We start from the raw sequence: 17,551 nt of genomic DNA on the forward strand, positions 1-17,551 counted from the left end.
TCCCGTGTCTACGGACTGTCGAAAGCGAGTCAAACTCCCGAGGTTTATCCGCTCAGGGCTTACCGGTGAAATGGAAAATGGCAGACTTAAAGTCCACCGTTTCACCGTATAAGCCGCAGCAAGCGATGGGGCGCTCCCTCAGCGTTGCCCGATTTATGCTGCCATTAAATCATTGACAAAGTTTTGGATGGTTATTCCATTTACACTAAAGAATGTTCACCCCCTTTTCTTTATTGCTCTATACGCTTTTGGGCCAGAATGTATACCTCATCATCAGCTCTTGCAGAAACCACTATAACTCTCATGATGTTGTTTACCCGCACAACTTTGTATACTACCCGTAATCCGGGCTTTAATAACTTGATTTTGCAATAGCCTGCCAGGTTTGTACCACTTTTATTACTCAGGGATTTTCCGTAGCCGCCTTCACCTTGGGGCAGTGGGTTGACCGCAACTTTATTGATGGCTTTCACCACTTGCAAACGCTGGATGTGGTCAAGTCGTTTGATATCCTCTAATGCTTCCTTTAAATATTCTACTTTCCACATGCTATTCGAGTTCCACTTCTACTTCTTTTAGCTCTGCTTCACTTATGCCCAGTTCCTGCATGGCTTGTTCCGAAGGAACAAAATCGGCACCCTTGGCGTTTTCTAGGCGGTTTTCAGCCTCTACAAGCAAACGGTAATTTTCCATGGTTTCAAGCATTTGCTCATAGGCTTCTGGTGTGAGCAGCACACAGGTAGGAATATTATTCTTTAGCACAATTTTAAAGCCAGATTCCCGGACTTCTTCAAAAATTTTATTGGCTTCGCCCTTATTGAAACGCGAAATTGGCACTAGAGAATTTATTGCACCACTGATGAAATTAGGGTTTAACATAAACAGCACCCCTTCTATATAGTTCCTACTGTTATTTTATGACATGTCGATAAATTTATCAATAAATTGATTGATACCATTATACAACGGCAATCTCATTACTGCCATCCATTGTCCGCCCCAGGGTTTCCCGCCATTGTCAGATTTCCGCGGTGCCGACGGAAGTGCCCCCATAGATCCGGAGCTTCATGGAGGAGAGATCCCATTCTTTGAGGTTGGGGGTCCGGGACAACTTATAGAGATTTATGATGTTCCTAGATACAGAAAAAGCCAGTGATTAAAAATCAGTGGCTTAAAAAATGGTGGCTCAACAGAGTTTTCGGGCGGATCTTTTTTACCGGTTGAATGTCGTGCCAATTCACATACCTCCGCTACGGGAGCGCCCGGATGATATCGTCCCTTTGTCTATCCATTTCCTGGAGGTATTTAACCGCAAATACGGCAGGAACATAAGGTTTGAGCCAGACGTTTTATCAGCTTTTGAAAGCCTGCCCTGGCCTGGCAACGTACGGGAATTGGAGAATCTGATTGAGCGACTGATCGTCATGAGTGAGGATGAGGTTGTGACCCTCAAGCATTTGCCGTTTAAAGTGAAGACACCCGAACGCCAAGCCCTGGTAATTCAGGTTAATAAGCCGATATCTTTCAAGAAAGCAGTTCAAATGTTGGAGAAAGAACTTCTGCAAAAGACCATGCAGTCTTACCCCACGACCAGACAAGCGGCCAAAGTCTTGGGCGTTTCCCATCCAACAATTATCCGGAAACTTCAGAAGTATAAATTGCCTCCTGGCTCAGAGGACAGTGCGGATAGTGCGGATAGTGCGGAATAGATGACTGGAAGCGCGCTAAAGCTCATTTAAAAAATGAAGCAGAACGTCGGCGTAAATACCGTGCGGAAGCCCAAGTCATTAGTGCATCATGACAATGCAAACATGACTTAACTGCGAAACGCGGATATAGTAAGGATTGCGCGGAGCGAAGATAAACACCACGACAATGTTGCAGTGGTGTTTATTTTTGATTTCCTGAGACCCTTGGAAGAACTTACGTTTCAGTGACTGCTGACATTGTGCCTGCGGCTGTTGAGAGGGGATTATATACCCTTGGCGATAGACAAGCGTTATAACGCGCTTTGATGCAAAAGCATGGCACGATACTTGCATCCATAAATTTCAAAGAGGAATGACCAAGCGCGAAACAACCCGAGCCAAGATACCCGAGCCAAGATACCCGAGGAGACTCCCAGACCACATCGATGTGGTACCGGCTGAGAGTGAAAACGAGCGAGTGTGCGCTGCAGAGGGATGGGTAAATTGTAACCCAACATGGCAAATCCTAACTCAAAACCCGTTGACCCCGGCTTGCCGGAAGTGTACGGGATTTTCCGGGGTGGAAACCAACGAAACGTAAGACTTGCCGGACAGAGGTGTTGAAAATGAGGTATGCCGAGACAGGGTATAATTTAGAAATTGATCTATCACGTGGAAATATTGAAAGAGTAGAAACGGATCCGGGACTGGCCGAACGCTTCCTGGGTGGGCTCGGTACGAACGCCAAGATACTTTGGGAGAGGGTTTCTCCGGAAGTTGACCCCTATTCCGAAGACAATCTTCTTATTTTCGGAGCGGGTCTTTTGACAGGCACGCCCGCTCCCGGCGCTAACCGTACTATTGTCTCCAGTTTTTCCCCTCAGACCAAGTTAATGGCCTATTCCATGATGGGAGGTTTTTTTGCCCCGGAACTGAAGCATGCCGGTTATGACAAAGTCATTATCAGGGGTCGGTCTCCCGAGATGGTGTACTTGTGGATCAATAATGATAAAGTTGAATTGCGTGATGCCCGGCATCTTCTGGGGAAAGGCACCTTGGAAACTGCAGAACTTATCCGGCAGGAGTTGAGGGAACCGAATGCCCAAGTGGCGGCCATCGGTCTGGCCGGCGAAAACAGGGTGTATTATGCTTCCATTGAGCAGGGACGTTCCAGCGCCAGCCGCTTAGGCATGGGCGGTGTCATGGGAGACAAAAGGTTAAAGGCCATCGCGGTGCGGGGAACCAAGGACGTCAATATAGCCAGACCGGCCGAATTTATGGAGCAGTGCAATGAAATTCTGAAATACGTAAAATTTCGGGAAAAACACCCCCTGGGAATGGTGCCGCCTATTTTAGCCGGGCTGGGGTCACCGCAAGAGATGAGAATTCATGATGAGGAGTGGCACACGACAAATTTTACCTGGGGCAATGCCCGCCTGCGCCGCAAAGACTTTTGGACCAAGGAAGTCGAACAGAGCTGGAAAGAGACTCAGGAAAAAGCGCGGGAACGATTTTTAAGCTGCTATAACTGTCCGCTGAGTTGCGGGGCTTCCGTGGCTTACCCCGGGGTTCCCAAATACATGATGAAATGTTATTCCAAACTCACCTACACCATGGCAGCCATGTCGGATTTAGATTTCGGCTATAAAATTAATTACAATGCTCAGACCTACGGAGTGGACGGATTCACAACCCCGCAGGTGATTGCCTTTGCCCTTGAGCTTTATGAAGCCGGTATTTTGACGGACCGGGACCTGCCGGGGATGCCAGCCGGCAGTGAGGAGAGATTTTTTTGGTTACTTGAGAAAATTGTACGACGGGAGGGGATCGGGGATGTTTTGGCCAACGGCACCTATTGGGCGGCCAAAGAAATCGGACGGGGTGCAGACGAATATGCTCACAACAATATCAAAAAACACGAGCAGCTTCCTCTCAAACTGGGGATGCTCAATCCCATCTACTTCCTCATGTATTCTACCGGCGAGAAAATTAACATTACTCAAATCGAGGGGCAGTTTCCGCAGGCGCCTTTCCCTAAAAGGGAGGAAAGAGAAGAGTTTGTTAAGGACTGGGTCCAGGTTCCGGAGGAAAAGTTTAAACAGTATTTTCTGGACTGGGAACCGCGCGGCGAAAATTCCATTCCGTATTACCCCTCGGTAGAAGCTACGTGTGAAATTGTTGACTGGATGGAGAAGATGCACCATATCGACGATTCCACCGGCATGTGCGCCGGGTTGTCCTCCTTTCCGCTCAAGCCGGCGTATCACTTGCACAATTACCCCAGTTTAATCTCTGCCGCAACCGGGATTGATTTTGATGAAGCAAAGCTTAAGCAAGCGGCTAAGAGAAACCGGACCTTAATCAGAGCCATCAATGTCAGGAGAGGCTTGAGAAGAGTGGATGAACGTCCGCCCGAGGATCATTGGAAACACCGCTTTCCCGAGCTCGAAACGAAGCTTTTGGATGCGTATTACCACTTTAAAGGCTGGGACAATCAAGGGGTTCCGACCCGGGAGTGCCTGAGGGAATTGGGTTTGGATGATGTCGGTGAGGACTTGGAACAGCGAGGAATTACGGGCAATGAGCAAAGTGAAAAAGAAGATTAAAACGATCAAAATCGACGCGGATAAGTGCAACGGCTGCCGGGCTTGTGAGGTGATCTGTGCCTCCTTTCACGCGGCGCCTAAATACAGCAGTAATAACCCGGCCAGGGCTCGTATCCGGCTAATCCGAGATCCAATCAAAGACATATTTCTGCCGGTGTACGCCGGTGAGTATGTCGCCGCCGAGTGTGCGGGCCGAGACAAATATGTGATTAAGGGCAAGGAGTACAGCGAATGTGACTTTTGCCGCGCCTCTTGCCCCTCTAGGGATGTTTTTAAGGAACCCGATTCCGGCCTCCCTCTCAAGTGCGACATGTGCGAAGATGACCCGTCACTCAAGGAGCCTTGGTGTGTGCAGTGGTGCTTGGCGGATGCCCTTACCTACGAGGAAAGGGAAGAGGAAGTCGAAGAAGAGGTCAAGCTGGGCGACATGGAATTGGGCTTGAAAGCCTTGGTTGATAAATATGGGTGGCAGAAGCTGGCAGACAGTATGGCCCGCCTGTCCCAGAAGGGATAGGTACGATAGGAGTCCGGAGCGACGAAAATACCTGCGACGTTTGTCAGGGCCGGGCAGGAGTACATTCACTCCGGTCTCCGGTCTCCGGTCTTCGGCCTCCGGTCTTCGGACTCCGGTCTTCGGCCTCCGGTCTCCGGTCTTCGGTCTTCGGTCTCCGGTCTTCGGACTCCGGCCTTCGGTCTTCAGACTCCGGTCTCCGGACTCAGTTCCGGTTTCTGATTTCTGACTTCCGGCTTCTGACTTCTGATTTCAGGGGGGATGAAAATCGTGGAGACGGCAGCTCCTTTCAAAGAAGCAATTGATGAGATCAAAGAAAACGGTGCGGAAGCCTTCAAGTTCTGCTATCAATGCGGCAAGTGCGACACGGTTTGCCCCTGGAACAAAGTGACAACCTTCAGCATGCGCAAGTTAATGCGGGAGACGACTTTTGGTCTGATTGAGATCGAACGGGAAGAGCTTTGGCGGTGCACTACCTGTGGCCGCTGCCCGAGGGAATGCCCGCGCGACGTCCGGCAGATCGATAACGTCATCGCTCTGCGCCGCTTCGCCACAGGCTATGGTGTTTTGCCCGGGCCGGTCAAGCCCCTTCGCGCCGTGAGCGGTCATCTTACGGCAGATGGCAATCCTTTCGGCGAAGAACGAGCCAAGAGGGGGGATTGGGCCAAGGATCTCTCCGTAAAAACGTTTGAGGAAGGGATGGAAATTCTCTATTTTCCCGGCTGTTATCTAAGCTATGATGCCAGGTTAAAGAAAGTGGCCGCGGCTACGGTGAAGATCCTGCAAAAAGCCGGGGTGGATTTCGGCATCCTGGGTGCCAAGGAGAACTGCTGTGGGGAAAGCATCCGCAAAACAGGAAATGAGGAAGTCTTTAAACGCTTGGCCAAGGAAAACATTAAGAGTTGGATCGACCATGGGGTGAAGAAAATCCTGGTTTCTTCCCCACACTGCTACCACACGTTTAAAAACGAGTATCCCCAAGAATTCAAGGTCAACTTTGAAGTAGTTCATATATCCCAGTATTTGTATCAGCTCATTAATGAAGGAAGGTTGCAGATCAGCAAAGAATATGCCAAGAAAGTAACCTATCATGATCCATGTTATTTGGGCCGTCATAATGGCATTTATGACGAACCGCGCGCGGTCTTAAACGGGATATCCGGCTTGCAACTGGACGAGATGCCTGAAGCGCGCGAAAACAGTTTTTGCTGCGGGGGCGGGGGAGGAAGGATCTGGATCGAAACGCCCAAGTCTGAGCGCTTTGCCAACCTCAGGTTAGAACAAGCGCTGGACATTGGGGCTGAGGAGTTAGTTACGGCTTGCCCCTATTGTATCACCAATTTTGAGGATAGCAGGGTGGTCCAGAACTACGATGATCGGATTCAGGTGAAGGACATTACCGAGATCCTGCAAGAAGTGATTTAAAGAGGAAAGGGGACACACCTCCTCTTCGTGAGTGCGAATGTCTGGTCGTCAGAGGAATGTCCCCAAGTAAAGGAGGAGCGGCCTTAAGAAGTACCACAAGTGAACGTGCCTATGTCCCCCGGGTTTAGCGCCCCGGCGGCCTGACCGGCAGGGAGAAACTCCCCGGTAAAGAGTGAGCCGGCGCCATAGTGGGCGGCGCTGTATCCCGCGGGACGCGCACAATTGGAAGTCGCGGGCTGGTTTCGGAGTAGGAGGTGATAGAAAATGGCCAACGGACAATTTTCGGATACGCAAATGCAACAGCTTTCCCAAAGGCTCCGGAACAATCGCTTTGGCGATGTCATGGTGGTCGGGGGCGGGGTCAGCGGCATTCAGGCGTCTCTCGACTTAGCCTCTTCGGGTTTCAAAGTTTACCTGGTGGATAAAGCGCCGAGCATCGGGGGGCACATGGCCCAACTGGACAAGACCTTTCCCACCAATGAATGCGCTATGTGAATTCTCAACCCCAAACTGGTCGAGGTCGGCCGGCATCCCAATATAGAGGTCATGACTTACACTGAGGTTGACAAGGTGGAAGGAGAGGCGGGGGACTTTCAGGTAACTCTGATTAAAAAACCAAAATATATCGATGAGAGCCAATGCACGGGCTGTACCGCCTGTGTGGAGTACTGCCCGGTCAAATACCCGGACTCGTTTAACCAGGAAATATCGCAGAATAAAGCCATCCATATCTACTTCGCCCAAGCCATTCCCCTGGTCACCTATATTGATGACAGTTGCCTTTATCTGAAAGAGAAGAAGTGCAGAATTTGCGAGGGAATCTGCAAGAATCAGGCGATTGATTTTAATCAGAGAGCGGAGAAAATAGAAGTCAATGTCGGGGCGGTGATTCTGGCCCCCGGACTTGAGCCTTACGATCCAGGGTTACGGCATGACTATGGTTACGGAAAGTTTGCCAACGTGGTCACCAGTCTCGATTATGAACGGCTCATGTGCGCGACGGGGCCTTATCAAGGGGAGATTTTGCGCGCAACTGACCACAAGCATCCCCATAAAATAGCTTGGATTCAATGTGTCGGTTCCCGGCAGGTTATCCCCGGAGGGAACAGCTATTGTTCCGCTGTCTGCTGCACCTATGCTCAGAAACAGGTGATATTGACTAAAGAACATGAGGCAGAGGCTGAGTGCACCATCTTCCACAACGATATTCGCTCCTATAATAAGGATTTTGAGCGCTTTTACCAAAGAACGGAGAGCCTTCCCGGAGTGCGGTTTATCAGAAGTTATGTGTCTATCGGCCGGGAGATTCCCGAAAGTAAGAATGTCACCCTTCGCTACTCCACAACGGATGAGGGGGTAAAAGAAGAGGAATTTGATCTGGTGGTCTTGTCCGTGGGTTTAAACCCTCCGGCTGACTATGTGAAGCTGGCGAACAAGTTCGGTCTTGAGCTCAATGCCCACGGCTTTTGCAAAACCAACCCGGTGAACCCCATGGAGGCCACGAGACCCGGGATATTTGTCAGCGGAGCTTTCCGGGGTCCCACGGATATTCCGGAAGCGGTCTTCAGCGCCAGCGCGGCCGGCTCTGAATGCGGCGAACTCTTGGACTACCGGCGGGGGCGGCTGACTCAGGCAAGAATATATCCGCCCGAGAAAGATGTGTCTCAAGAAGAGCCGCGCATAGGAGTCTTTGTCTGTCATTGCGGCGCGAATATCGGCCGGATTGTGGATGTTCCCGCCACGGTGGAGTACGCTCTATCTTTGCCCCATGTTGTCTATGCTCAGGAACAACTCTTTTCCTGCGCAACAAATTCCGCCAAAGAGATATCGGATATGACCCGGGAAAAAGGGCTGAACCGGGTGGTTGTCGCCGCTTGCTCCCCCAGAACCCTGGAGCCGTTATTTCGGGATACCGTGCGAGAAGCGGGAATCAATCAATATTACCTGGACATGGCCAATATCAGAGAACACAACTCCTGGGTTCACTCCAAAGAAAAAGAAGAATCGACCCGGAAAGCCCAGGATCTGATCCGGATGTCGGTCGCCCGCGCCCGCCATTTAGAGCCCTTGCAAGAATTTGACCTGCCTGTCAACAAGGCGGCCTTGGTGGTCGGAGGAGGATTGGCCGGGATGACCGCCGCTCTCAGCCTGGCCAATCAGGGGCATGAAGTTTACTTGGTGGAAAAGGAACCGGAGCTGGGGGGAATGGCGCGCAAGATGTATTTCACCCTCGAGGGGCTGGATGTTCAGAAGTATGTGCACGATCTTGTGCAGAGGATTTATCGGCACCCCCTGGTCCACGTCCGCACGGGGGCTGTCATCACGGAGACGGGCGGTTATGTGGGGAATTTCGTCACCCAGGTGAACTCCGGTGGCCGGATCGCGGAAATAAGACATGGCGCCACTCTTCTTGCGACAGGGGCTGAGGAGTATCGGCCCACTGAATATCTTTACGGTGAGGACGATCGGGTCGTGACCAACCTCGAGTTGGAAGAACAAATCGCCCGGGAGGAGGAAAGGCTGGTCGACGCCCGGAGTCTTGTGATGATCCAGTGCGTGGGCTGCCGCAATGAAGAGAGAAATTACTGCAGTCGCGTCTGTTGCAGCCATACGCTCAAGAACGCTCTGAATCTAAAAAAACTAAATCCCCAGCTGGATATTTACATTCTCTTCCGGGATATGAGAACGTACGGGTACTATGAGGACTATTACCGGGAAGCGGCGGGCAAAGAGGTGAGGTTCATTCGCTATGAACCCGCGGACCGACCCCAGGTAGAAGCGGCGGTGGAGGAAGGCCGGGACGTTTTGAGGGTAAGCGTAACCGATCCCATCTTAGGCAAGAAGCTGGAGATCGATGCGGATGTCATTGCTTTGGCGGCCGCTGTCATTCCCTCCGCGGGCAGTGAAGAGGCAACCCGGTTATTTAAAGTCAATGCGAATCCGGACGGGTTTTTCAAAGAAGCGCATGTCAAATTAAGACCGGTGGATTTTGTGGCCGACGGCATCTATCTGTGTGGGCTCGCCCACTATCCCAAGTTCATTACGGAAACGTTGAGCCAGGCTTATGCCGCGGCCGGGCGGGCCTTAACCCTTCTCTCCCATGATACGGTGGTGGCTTCCGGTGCTGTCTGCGAGGTAGACGAACGCAAATGTATTGGCTGCGGAGCTTGTGTCTCGGCCTGTTCCTATGGCGCTGTTGAGTTGCGGGAGACGCGCCTGGGGAAAAAGGCTGTTGTCAATCCGGTCCTCTGCAAAGGCGACGGTCTCTGTAACGCCAAGTGTCCCACCGGGGCCATTTCCCTTAAGCACTATACCGATGAAGAGATCTTCAGCCAAATTGATGCCGCGCTTACAGACGTGCGGAGATCCGGTGCGGCAAGACAGTGATGACCGGCACCGCCTCCCTGCGGCGCATGGCCCGGCAGCGGAATGTGCCCGGATTACTCCATACCGGGATGGTGCACGAGGTGAAACGCCTATTGAGGGGAAAAGTCTATTCGGGGAGGAAGTGAGCACGAGTGAGCGCCGAACTGGAATTTAAGCCGAGAATCTTAGGCTTTGTCTGCCATTGGTGAGGGTATGGCGCTGCCGATATGTCTGGAGTTTCCAGACTACAGTATACAACCGAAAGCAGGCTTATTCGTGTCATGTGTTCCGGGAGAGTCGACCTGGCCTTTGTGTTCAGGGCCTTCTTAAAGGGAACGGACGGAGTGTTTATCGGGGGCTGCCGCCTGAATGAATGCAATTATGATACGCATGGGAATTACCATGCGCTGAACATGGTGCTTCTGGCTAAAAAAATCATGGAGCATATCGGGTTGAATCCCGCAAGATTGAGGGTCGAATTTATGTCCTCCGGTGACGGCATCCGTTTTGCCGAAGTCATGAGTGAATTTGGCCGGAAAATCAAGGAGTTGGGCCCCCTGGGGCAGGGCGAAGGCATAGACGAAGAGACCGTAAAGTCCAAGCTGATGGAAGTCGCCAAGTTGGTCCCTTATATCAAGAGGGTGAAAAAGGATAAACTGGCGTCACGTCTGAACAATCCGGAACAGTACGATGATTTTTTCACGCGAGATGAGATAGATAGGTTATTTCGTGAGGTCACTTCCTATTATATTGATCCCGCCAAGTGCCAGGCTTGTATGATTTGCGCCCGAAGATGTCCGGCGGAGGCGATTATCAGTGTGAAGAATCAGGTCCACGTTATCGACCAGGAGAAATGCATCAAGTGCGGAACTTGCTTTGAAGTCTGCCCTGAGCGTTTTGGCGCGGTGCGGGAGATTTTCGGCGCAGAGGTTCCGCCTCCTCCGCCTGAAGGAGAAAGGACCCTAAGCCGAAAGAAGTCGGCTCGGTAGTCTGAGCAGCGTCAGACATGCGCATGTGCTCGGCAAAAGCGGAAGCAGGGCTTCAATTGACGATGAAGCAAGAAGACCAAAGGGCGATTCATATTTGCATTATGGCAATGCCATTTCGACTCAGCAGGGTACAGGTGGACGCCTTCAGGACTTTCACAATTGAAGGGAAACCGCCACTGCATTTCTGCAGTAGCGGTTGTCATCCTAAATCGCGGACCGGAAAGACTGATCTGTTCAGGGTCACCGTTGGCGGTTAATTTGTGACCGTTCAACCCCCGACTCTGTGGCTTAAGCGCAAATGATCGCAAAAACGGCGTTTGAGTCCAGACAATGGCACAATATTTGCTCTAATCTAACCTAAAATTCAAATCAACGAGATTGGAACCATCAGAATTGGATTGACCGCAGGAGGTGAGCTTGTGCAGAAGGTGTCGCTGTTTATCGACGGAAAAACGATCGAGGTGTCGGAGGGGACTTCGCTTTTAGAAGCCGCTCACCTGGCCGGGAGCTACATTCCGACCCTGTGCGCTCACCCCGATTTGCCTCCGGGCGGAGCCTGCGGCCTTTGTCTCGTGGAGGCGGGCTCGGAGGTCGTTCGTGCCTGTGAGACACCGGCGGCCCAGGATTTACAGGTTCAGACCGATACGGAAGAAATCCGGCGCTTGCGCCGGGACAATCTCTCGCACCTGCTCAAAGATCACCCTCACGCCTGTTTGACCTGTGCCCAAAAGGTGGGGTGCAGCCGGACCCAGTGTTCGAGCAACGTGGCGGTTAACGAACGCTGCTGTGCGAAGCTGGGGAACTGCGAAATTGAAAGAGTTGTTGAGCATGTGGGTTTACGGGAAGATTTGGGACGCTATGTCTATCCCGGTTTGCCCAAATTTACCGAAGAGCCGCTGTTTACGAGGGATTACAACCTTTGTATCGGCTGTCAGCGCTGTGTCCGGGCCTGTCGGGATTTAAGGGGTGTCGATGTTTTGGAGGCCTACGAGTGGAATGGACGCACTCTGGTTCGGGCCAAGGCGGAATCCCTGGTCGATTCGGGCTGCAGATTCTGTACGGCCTGTGTGGAAGTTTGTCCGACCGGGGCTTTGCTCGACAAAGACGTGAAAAGCGGCGAACGGGAAACGAATCTTGTTCCTTGCCGCGGGACTTGTCCCGCCGGAATTGACGTTCCGCGTTACGTGGACTATGTGGCGCGGGGGGAATATGGCAAAGCCCTGGCCGTTGTGCGGGAAAAGGTGCCTTTTCCGGGTGTTTTAGGTCGGGTCTGTTTTCATCCCTGTGAAGATGCCTGTCGCCGGGGGCAAGTCAGTGAGGCGGTGGCCATCTGCCGGTTAAAGAGATTCGCTGCCGACCACGGCGGTGTGGCTTGGAAAGAGAGGAGAAAACCGGCAAGGCCTACGGGTAAGAAAGTGGCGGTGGTCGGTTCCGGTCCGGCCGGTTTGACGGCGGCCCATTATCTGGCCCTGAAAGGACATTCCGTGACCGTCTTTGAAGCCCGCTCCCAGGCGGGTGGTATGCTGAGATTCGGGATTCCGGCTTATCGCCTGCCGGAGCATATCCTCAGGGAGGAAATAGCGGAGATTGAGGCCCTCGGTGTTGGCGTTATAACCCAGAGCCGGATTGAGAAGGCAGATGCCCTTTTAGAAGAAGGGTACGCTGCGGTGTTTGTCGCAGTGGGCGCCCAGAAAGGGGTGGCTCTCGCTATTCCCGGTGAAGACAGGGCTGGGGTCGTGCAGGGGATTGATTTTCTGCGCGGGGTGGCCCTGCGGGAAAATGCGGCGGTCGGGTCGCGGGTGGCCGTGATCGGCGGGGGAAATGTGGCCTTGGATGCCGCCCGGACGGCTCTGCGGCTCGGAGCGCAAAATGTGACGGTGCTCTACCGGCGCAGCCGGGAGGAAATGCCCGCTTATGCGGGCGAGGTGGGTGAAGCGGCCCACGAAGGAGTTCAGTTTGAGTTCTTGTCGGCCCCGGTCAGGATCCAACAAGGGGGGACCTCCAACGGCAGGACGCTCAATGTAATTTGTCAACGCCAGGCTTTGGGCGCTCGGGACGGGAGTGGCCGGAGGAGGCCGCAACCGCTGCCGGGCAGCGAATTTGCCCGGGAATTCGACCAGGTTATCGTCGCGATTGGACAGGAGGTGGACTTACCGGAACACTTCGGTCCGGTTCTTGACGGCAAGGGGATCCGGGTGGATCCGGAAACCTTGATGACCGGACGGGTGGGTGTCTTTGCCGGTGGCGATGCCGTACTGGGTCCGGCTTCTGTGATTGAGGCGGTTGCTCAGGGCCGGCGGGCCGCCCGGGCCATGGATAAATTTCTGGGCGGAGACGGGGATATCTCTGAGGTCCTGTTGGATTATGAAGAGAGGAATCCCTGGCTTGGCCCCGAGGAAGGTTTTGCTTTAGCCGGCCGAGTGGGGGAGGCCAAGCGGCCCTGGCAAAAGAGCAAGCAGCAGGTCGCCTGCGGCGCTGAATCTTCCGCTTGCCCCACCGGTGAACTGTTCTATACCGCTTTCACCGAGGTCGACATCGGGCTGTTGGAGGAGATGGCGGAGGAAGAAGCAGGTCGGTGTCTCAAGTGCCAGCTCAGGCTTCGGCTGCGGGAAGCGCCCAGACCGCCGGAAAAGTGGCTCGTTTTTGACGCGAAGACCGTGGAACAGGTCCCCGAGACGGAGGGGGTCTATCAACTTCTCGACGCTGACAAAGAAATCATTAGTATCGTTGGCACAGCCAACCTGCGCGAGGCTTTGAAAGAGCAGCTGGGCAGGGAAAATGCCTGCTGCTTTGGCTATGAAGAAGACCGGATGTACACACAGAGGGAGAGCCAGCTGATGCAGCAGTTCTTGCAAGAACACGGGAGACTGCCGCAGGGAGCCGACGATCTGGATGATCTCTTCTAAAGAAGGCATAAATTCCCATGAGTTGCAGCGACTCAGGCCGAAAATGAAAACGAGCGGGCGTTGCACCAGTGCGGAACCGACAGTTTTTGAGATAGAAAGGAGTACGGGAATGGAGCGTACCCGTAAGGTCATACCGCTCAGCGAAGCCATTCGACGTTTTGTCCCGGACGATTGCCCATCCCTGGCCGTGGGCGGGATGCACATGCACAACAATCCCATGGCTCTCATCCGGGAGGTCATCCGTCAGAACAAGAAAATCAAGCGGCTCATTACCAGCCCCTCGGCCGACATTAACGCGGACCTCCTGTTGGGCAGCGGACTGGTCGAGGAAATCCTGACGGCTTACGTCGGGTTTGAACACTTGGGACTTGCCCCCAATTTCCGGCGGGCAGTGGAAAAGAAAACGGTGAAACTCTTAGAATGTGACGAGCCTTTCCTGGTCTATGGTTTCCAGGCGGGAGCCGGCGGTTTACCCTTTATTCCTTATCCCAAAGGACTGGAATTAAACGACCTGCACAAAATCGATCCGGAATTCTACCGCTTTACCACCGATCCCTATACGGGAGAGCAGGTGATGACAGCCGCCCCGCTCAAGCCCTCTGTGGCTTTGATTCACTGCCAGGAGGCGGATCCCTATGGGAACGCCATTTTCAAAGGAAGTGAATTTACGGATCGGCAAATGATTTTGGCGGCGGAGACCGTCGTGTTGCAAGTGGAAAAAATCGTGCCCGATCTGGCGGCAAAATACGGCGCGACACGGGTCAATGTGCCCGGTTTCCTGGTTTCGGCAGTGGTCGAAGCGCCCTATGGTTGTCATCCCACCTCTTCGCACGGGTATTACCGCGATGATGAGGGACACCTCAGAGCCTACTTGCAAGCTTGCAAGAGTCCGGAGTCTTGGACGGAATATCTGCACCGGTATGTCTTGGACATCCCGGAAGAGGAATACGCGGCGACAATCGGCCGGGGACGGTTGAACAGCCTGAGAAGTGAGGGGGTGTTTGAGTGAGCGCAAAGGACTATTCCGGGGACAAGGGGCATTCCCAAGAGACAGGAAACCCTAGGGAGTCTGGACGCCCTGAGGGGAAGGACGATGCGGGGGAAAAAGCTTATTCTGCGGCGGAATTAATGACCGTTGTTATGGCCCGTCACCTCCGTGACGGTGAAGTCGCCGTCATGGGGGCGGTGAGCATGATTCCTATGGCAGCTTGCCGTCTCGCTCAGGAAACCCACGCTCCCAATCTCTCGTACATTGCCGGCGGGAGCGGGGCGGTGAACCCGCGTCTGGAGCCTCTGGTTTTCTCCTCCTGTGCGGCGGAGAATCTGCGGGCCGACGCGATGCTGCCTTTGCCGGATGTGATCCTGCTGGAGGGGCACGGCAAACGTTTTGATGTTTTTTTCGGCGGCGGATTGCAAATAGACAAGTATGGCAATTGCAACCTCGTTTGCGTCGGGGATTGGCACAACCCGCTGCTTAAAGGCCCGGGAACGGTGGGGCTGCCCTTTCTCCCCAGAGCCGGCCGGGCCGTGCTCTACACGACTGCGCATAATGCCCGGACTTTCGTGGAGAAAGTCGACTTTAACAGCGGCCCGGGTTTCTTGGACGGGCCCGAGACGTGGCTGGGCCAAGGATTGCCGGGCGAGGGCCCCGCGCTGGTCGTAACTCCGCTCTGTGTGTTTGATTTTGAGGAGAGGAGCAAGGTGATGCGTCTTAAGTCCCTTCACCCCGGTGTGAGCCGGGAGGAGGTCGTGAGAAACACCGGATTCAGACCCGCACTTCCGCCGGAGGTGCCTGTGACACCTGAACCCACTCTGTCTGAGTTAGTGATCCTGCGCCGGTTGGATGCGGCGGGGGTGTTAGGGAAGCTCGTCTGAGGTGTACATCAGACATCAGAGGTGTACATCAGAAATCAGAGGTGTACATCAGAAATCAGAGGTGTACATCAGAAATCAGAGGTGTACATCAGAAATCAGAGGTGTACATCAGAAATCAGAGGTGTACATCAGAAATCAGAGGTGTACATCAGAAATCAGAGGTGTACATCAGAAATCAGAGGTGTACATCAGAAATCAGAGGTGTACATCAGAAATCAGAGGTGTACATCAGAAATCAGAGGTGTACATCAGAAATCAGAGGTGTACATCAGACATCAGAGGTGTACATCAGACATCAGAGGTGTACATCAGAAATCAGAGGTGTACATCAGACATCAGAGGTGTACATCAGAAGCCGGAGGCCGGGATGCTTCTGCTTTTAATAAGCTCCGGCGGGCTCTGGGAGGACCTCTATTTTTTGAGGTAGGGCTTGTGTAGCGGAGGTCTGGTTTAGTTCAGGGGCTAGGGACGATTGACCGGATACCGAACGAGAATTTGCCGGAAAAGGAGTGTTCCGTATGAGCCAGGTTAGCCTGCAGATTCCCGAACAATTCAATGTGGCCGTCGAACTGGTGGACAAAAATTTGCAATTGGGCCGGGGAGACAAGGTCGCAATCTATTACCAAGATCAGACTTTTACCTATGAACAGGTCTTCCGTCTGGTCAATAAAGCGGGAAATGCTTTAAAGAGCCTGGGGGTGGAACGGGAGAACAGAGTGCTGCTTCTCCTGCTCGATTCGCCGGAGTTCGTCGCCACTTTTTTCGGGGCCATCAAAATGGGTGCCGTGCCGATTCCGACCAACACTATTCTCAAAGCCCAGGATTACCTCTACTTACTCAATGACAGCCGGGCCAAAGTGGCTGTGGTCAGTGAGGCGCTCGTTCCGGTGCTGGAATCGATCCGGGGAGAATTGCGTTACCTTGAGCACTTGGTTGTGGCCGGACAGGCCGGACCCGGACAAATGTCCTATGATGAGCTGATTCAGGCCGCTTCAGATGAATTGGAGCCGGCGGACACGCATAAGGATGAACCGGCTTTCTGGCTCTACAGTTCGGGCAGCACTGGCTTTCCCAAGGGGGCGGTGCATCTCCAGCATGACATGATTGTCAGTGCCGATCTCTATGCCAAGCCCATTTTAAATATCAACGAAAACGATATCTGTTATTCCGTGGCTAAACTCTTCTTTGCTTACGGGTTGGGTAATGCTCTCTACTTTCCTTTCCGGGTGGGCGCTTCTACGGTCTTGGTGCCGGAGGCGCCCAAACCGGAAACTGTCTTTGCCGCGGTGCGCCGCTACCAGCCGACTCTTTTCTATGGAGTTCCCACTTCTTACTCCGCTCTGCTTCAGGCGGCGGACCGTATTCCGGATGTCGACATGCATTCGATTCGACTTTGCACTTCGGCCGGGGAGTCCCTGCCCAAGTCGGTCTACGAGGCTTGGCGGAAAAAATTCAATCTGATCATTTTGGATGGAATCGGCTCGACGGAAATCACGCACATCTTCATCACCAACCGCTTGGGGGAAGCGAAACCGGGGAGTACGGGCAAGCCGGTGCCGGGTTATGAGGCCAAACTGGTGGACGCGGAAGGCAATCCCGTGCCTACTGGGGAAATCGGCACTTTAATGGTCAAGGGGGACAGTATCTGTGCTTATTACTGGAACAAGCATGAAAAGAACAAACAGAGCTTCTGCGGGCCCTGGATCAACACCGGTGACAAATACCTGATCGATGAAGAAGGCTTCTTTTGGTATGTGGGTCGGACGGACGACATGATCAAGCCCGGGGGGATTTGGGTTTCTCCGATTGAGGTGGAGAATACGCTGATGGAACATCCGTCGATTCTGGAATGTGCGGTCATCGGGGTGCGGGACAGTGACAACTTGGAGAAGCCGAAAGCCTACGTCGTGCTCAAAGAGGGGTTTAGCGCGTCGACCGACCTGGCGAAAGAGATTCAGCAGTTTGTCAAGAGCCGTATCGCTCCCTACAAATTTCCGCGTTGGGTTGAGTTTGTCGAGGAGTTGCCCAAGACAGCCTCCGGTAAGATGCTGAGGTATCGGTTGAGACAATTGAACCAGCCGGCGGGTACGAGCGCAAGGGCGGACGAGACAGAGGAGGAGTAGCCGGATGAGAGTGCAAGTCGGACAACTTGCTGATGTGCCGGGATTGTGCCAGGGGGGAGGAA

The 17,551-nt window shown here is 53.3% G+C and carries 12 protein-coding genes; 10 read left to right on the top strand and 2 right to left on the bottom strand.

Annotated elements, in window-relative coordinates:
* Positions 1 to 230 precede the first annotated feature (230 nt).
* Entirely contained in the window at positions 231 to 548 is a 318-nt protein-coding gene (locus tag MNU25_RS08465) for a type II toxin-antitoxin system RelE family toxin (RefSeq protein ID WP_240984665.1), read from the bottom strand.
* Between the two features lies 1 nt (position 549).
* Positions 550 to 879, bottom strand: coding sequence for a type II toxin-antitoxin system Phd/YefM family antitoxin (locus MNU25_RS08470; protein WP_240984666.1), 330 nt, complete (start codon positions 877 to 879; stop codon positions 550 to 552).
* A gap of 299 nt (positions 880 to 1,178) precedes the next feature.
* On the opposite strand from MNU25_RS08470, the gene MNU25_RS08475 reads away from it, so the two are divergent.
* The 10 genes from MNU25_RS08475 (at position 1,179) to MNU25_RS08520 (ending at position 17,489) form a co-directional block, all read left to right on the top strand.
* Positions 1,179 to 1,709: an AAA-type ATPase lid domain-containing protein gene (locus MNU25_RS08475; RefSeq protein ID WP_240984667.1), complete on the top strand. Its 531-nt coding sequence runs from the start codon at positions 1,179 to 1,181 to the stop codon at positions 1,707 to 1,709.
* Positions 1,710 to 2,314: 605 nt separating this feature from the next.
* A complete protein-coding gene (locus MNU25_RS08480; RefSeq protein ID WP_240984668.1) occupies positions 2,315 to 4,294 on the top strand; it encodes an aldehyde ferredoxin oxidoreductase family protein in 1,980 nt (659 codons plus the stop codon).
* Positions 4,269 to 4,808: a 4Fe-4S dicluster domain-containing protein gene (locus tag MNU25_RS08485; protein ID WP_240984669.1), complete on the top strand. Its 540-nt coding sequence runs from the start codon at positions 4,269 to 4,271 to the stop codon at positions 4,806 to 4,808. Before MNU25_RS08480 ends, MNU25_RS08485 begins: the two co-directional genes overlap by 26 nt.
* A 258-nt stretch (positions 4,809 to 5,066) precedes the next feature.
* Positions 5,067 to 6,230: a (Fe-S)-binding protein gene (locus MNU25_RS08490; RefSeq protein WP_240984670.1), complete on the top strand. Its 1,164-nt coding sequence runs from the start codon at positions 5,067 to 5,069 to the stop codon at positions 6,228 to 6,230.
* Between the two features lie 294 nt (positions 6,231 to 6,524).
* Entirely contained in the window at positions 6,525 to 9,617 is a 3,093-nt protein-coding gene (locus MNU25_RS08495) for a CoB--CoM heterodisulfide reductase iron-sulfur subunit A family protein (RefSeq protein ID WP_261486579.1), read from the top strand.
* 131 nt (positions 9,618 to 9,748) lie between these two features.
* Complete coding sequence (locus MNU25_RS08500) at positions 9,749 to 10,585, top strand: hydrogenase iron-sulfur subunit (RefSeq protein WP_240984672.1); 837 nt, start codon at positions 9,749 to 9,751, stop codon at positions 10,583 to 10,585.
* Between the two features lie 419 nt (positions 10,586 to 11,004).
* Positions 11,005 to 13,491: an FAD-dependent oxidoreductase gene (locus MNU25_RS08505; RefSeq protein ID WP_240984673.1), complete on the top strand. Its 2,487-nt coding sequence runs from the start codon at positions 11,005 to 11,007 to the stop codon at positions 13,489 to 13,491.
* Positions 13,492 to 13,600: 109 nt separating this feature from the next.
* Complete coding sequence (locus MNU25_RS08510; protein WP_240984674.1) at positions 13,601 to 14,500, top strand: CoA transferase subunit A; 900 nt, start codon at positions 13,601 to 13,603, stop codon at positions 14,498 to 14,500.
* Positions 14,497 to 15,366 carry a CoA-transferase gene (locus tag MNU25_RS08515; RefSeq protein WP_240984675.1) on the top strand — a complete coding sequence of 290 codons (870 nt, stop codon included), beginning with the start codon at positions 14,497 to 14,499 and terminating at the stop codon, positions 15,364 to 15,366. The genes MNU25_RS08510 and MNU25_RS08515 overlap by 4 nt, the downstream gene beginning before the upstream one ends.
* Before the next feature lie 518 nt (positions 15,367 to 15,884).
* Positions 15,885 to 17,489 carry a benzoate-CoA ligase family protein gene (locus MNU25_RS08520; protein ID WP_240984676.1) on the top strand — a complete coding sequence of 535 codons (1,605 nt, stop codon included), beginning with the start codon at positions 15,885 to 15,887 and terminating at the stop codon, positions 17,487 to 17,489.
* The last annotated feature ends 62 nt before the right edge of the window (positions 17,490 to 17,551 follow it).

Source organism: Acididesulfobacillus acetoxydans (assembly GCF_902729405.1).
GTDB lineage: Bacteria > Bacillota > Desulfitobacteriia > Desulfitobacteriales > Desulfitobacteriaceae > Acididesulfobacillus > Acididesulfobacillus acetoxydans.